A 3,866-nucleotide genomic window follows, 5' to 3' on the forward strand; every position below is an offset into this window, starting at 1 on the left:
CAATATTACAAAAAAAGATTTAGACAAGCTCTATGCTTCTTATGATGGTTTAATCAGTCAATGTGCAGATTGGTTAGAAAAAAACTGGAATAATCGGCAAAAGCAAGAATGGGAAACCTATATTGCTAATGGTGAATCAATAGATTGGCTTGAGACATGTAAAGAGTTTGTTGGTGGTATCTGGACGACGTTAAAAGACATTTGGAATTTAGTGTGTAAATTATTTGATATATTTTGCCATCCTTTAGAAAATGCAAAAAAACTGAAACAACTTATCGGTGATGGCGCTGAAAAGTTAATTCAAATGTATGATGAATATAAAGATGAAATTGGTGATATGTTAATGATGCTTAAAGATGAAGCCATGCTATTTATCTTTTTTAATGCAACTTGGTGTCTTTTCAAATTGTTAACCCCCCAACAATTAGCTAACTTTAGTGCCAAAATTGTAGGGCAGGTATTAACCGAAGTGATTATTGCTATTATTTTACCGGGCGCAGTTCTAAAAAAAGGATTTGATATAGCAATGAACTTTGCTTAATAAGAAGGATTATAATAATGGGGAAAAATATAGTAAGCACATCATCTAAAGAGCTTATCAAAGCGCTAGAAGAGTTAACCGACATCGCTAAGCAAGCATGTAAAAAACATGTTAAAGATAACCATGAAATAATTCACAGTGGTGGCGTGGATTTTAATGCACACAAAACGGCAACCACCCATAGCACTGCAACGGGTGTAACTGAACATGGCAGCGTTGCTTCATCGGGGGGTAATCCACAGACAAAAATAGAAAATGCATCGTCACATATCACCGACACTCCAGAGGCCGGTAAAAATGCCAAAGGGCAGGCGGTTTCTTCTGATAAACAGACGCCTCATGATGGTGACCCCATATCGTTATTAACTGGCGAAGAGCTATTATCGGTTGAAGATGGTCACTTAACGGGTATCGTGCCTTTTATTTGGCAACGTTTTTATCGTACCAGTGCTGTTGAATTACAGCAAGGATTGGGCTATGGCTGGTCGCACTTTTTAAGTCAACATTTGGTATTTAACAACGATAGCATCACATGGTTAGACCATGAAAATCGCCAAGTTAGCTTTCCCTATCCAACCGAAAAATACACACAGAGATTAAATAGCTTATCAGAAGCCATGTTGTGTCAAGGTGAACAAGATAATGAGTTTATCATTGTTCAATCTAATCAACCTTTTTTAGTGTTTAAACGTGCAAAAGAGGAGACAACGGCTTGTTTGAAACGCATTATAGACAAGCATAACAATGCCATTAAGGTTATTTATAACGCCAATCGGCTACCTTCTGTCATTTTATCACCCGCAGAGCAACCAACGCGCAAGTTAGTCTTTATTTATGAAAATGAAATAGACGCAGCGACTAATGAAAATAACCCAAGCACCCCGAATACTAATATAAATTTAATCCAACAAGTTGAATTACACACCCGAGTCGCACAAGAGTGGCAGCGTGTTTCGGTGTTAGCAAAGTACACTTATAACACGCTTCACCAACTTGTTGCGGTGACGAATGCCGCAAATGAGACCGAGCACTATACTTATGATGATAAGCATGTTATTCAATCACGAATCATGGCGGGTGGGGCAACCTTTTATTGGGCATGGCAAAATGAAGGTAAGCAGGCACGCTGTTTACGGCAGTGGGCGAACTTTCCTCAATTGGATAGTCAGTATCAATGGAATGATGAAGAAAACAGTGTCACGATAATCCACCAAGATGGCAGTAAAAGTTATTATAAGCATAATACCCATGGTAAATTAATCCAAAAAATATCTGCGGCGGGTCATGTACAAAGCTACGAATATAATGATAAAGGGCAACTGACAGCTGAAATTGATGGCGAAGGTCATATTACCTATTATGATTATTCCCCCATCACTGGCGCGTTAGATACCATCACTTATCCCGATGGGCATAGTGTTCATTATGACTACTTGCATGGGGAAATTTATACCCTCACTCAGGGTGATAAAGAGACTTACCAACAATGGCGTTTTCGGCGTGATAGCCAAGGGAACTTACTGGAGCTAATCGACCCTCAAGAGCGCAGCACGGTATATCAATATAATGCTCAAGGTAAGCCCATTTTTATTCAATATCCTGACCAGAGTCACCAACGTTTAGTTTGGTCAGAGCAAGGGGAATTATTAGAGGATAACTCTTCAATTCAAGGTTTACGCCAATTTGGCTATGATGCTATTGGTCGCTTAGAATGGGAAAAACAACAAAACGGCAGTACCACACACTACCGTTATGATGCGTTAAATCGAATTACCCAAATTATCTTACCCAATAACACCACCCGTGAGTATCGGTATAATGCTTATGGTAAAGTGATTTGGTTTAAAGATGAAATGGGCAAAATCACCCAATATGATTACGCCGCGCCGTTACACCTACTCACCCAATTACACCAACCTAATGGTGAAAAACTGGCTTTCCAATACGATAATGGACATTTACAGATTAGCCAAATCACCAATCAAAAAGGGGAGCATTATCAATTTCGTTACACAGCTGATGGATTATTAAGTGAAGAAATTGGTTTTGATAATATAAAAACCACGTACCATTATAATAAAAACAACCAACTTATTGCCCGTTGTGAATACGGAGATGAACATCAATCTGAGCCATTTATTACCCGATATGAGCGTGACAGCCTTGGGCGATTAATTCAAAAAATATTACCGGATGGAAATATTGAGCACTATGAATATGATACTATCGGTCGCTTGATAGCGGTAAAAGATAACGAGAATGTGTTAGGTTGGGAATATAACAAAAGTAATCAACTCACAGCCGAGCACCAAAACTGGGCGACTATCCGCCATCGCTACGATGAAAACACCGGCTTACTCAATGGCACTAAACTGCCCGATGGGCAATGGTTAGAATATCATTACAATCAGGGTCAGCTACTGGGAATGACACTCGACCACCAGCCATTAGCCGCTTTCCGTTGGGATAAACAAGGGCGAGAGTGTGAACGTCGTCAGGGTAATGGGCTGGTTAACCGTTATGATTATGATAATTTAAGCCGATTAACTCACCATCAAATTTTTCATGGTTTTGATTTTGATTCACAGCGTAGCCCAACGCCTCTGTGGCAACAAGATTATGGTTATCAGGCGGATAATCAACTTAGCCAAATTCGAGGAAATGCAGCCAGAGAATATCAATACGATGCCATAGGTCAGTTAACTTCGGAGGGTAAGCCTGAACATCATCAAACGCATCACGCTCAGCCCTTAGCGATGTTACACTATGATGCTACGGGCAACTTGCTGAGTGACTCCAAAACCCATATTGCCAAAGGCAATCGCCTAACGTTTTTTGGTGATAAACACTTTGAGTATGACCGCTTTGGAAACCTGATTGCGGAAAAAAGCGGAAAAAAACACCGTCTAGTTACCCACTATGAATACGACTGCCGGCATCGACTTATCAAAGTGATTAAACCGACAGGGCTTATCATCACTTATACTTATGATGCTTTTAACCGTCGTACTAGCAAAACAGTGGAGGGTAAAACCACCGAATTTATCTGGCAAGACCATAAATTAATAGCAGAATGTGCCGATAACGATAAATTCTGGCGAAGTTATATTTATGAACCCGATAGCCATCGACCACTAGCCCAAATCCTTGGAAAAGCAGGACAGTCAGAAAAGTTAAAAACCTATTGGTATCAAAATAACTACTTAGGTACGCCTCATCGTCTTACAGACAGCCTTGGCGAAACTGTTTATGAATGCGAATACAGCGCCTATGGCGAAATCATCCATGAACATTGGCCACAAGCTGAAAATAATATTAAACCCAT

At 39.9% G+C, this 3,866-nt stretch carries 2 protein-coding genes; both read left to right on the forward strand.

The features are described from left to right. The coding region (locus A9G30_RS13055) for a hypothetical protein (RefSeq protein ID WP_176700905.1) at positions 1 to 541 on the forward strand (541 nt) is incomplete at its 5' end. Positions 542 to 558: 17 nt separating this feature from the next. Continuing rightward, a partial coding sequence (locus A9G30_RS10950; protein ID WP_141672092.1) for a DUF6531 domain-containing protein occupies positions 559 to 3,866 on the forward strand: 3,308 nt, incomplete at its 3' end.

The sequence above is a fragment of the Gilliamella sp. Fer4-1 genome, assembly GCF_001690515.1.
In the GTDB taxonomy this organism is placed as follows: Bacteria; Pseudomonadota; Gammaproteobacteria; order Enterobacterales; family Orbaceae; genus Gilliamella; species Gilliamella apicola_C.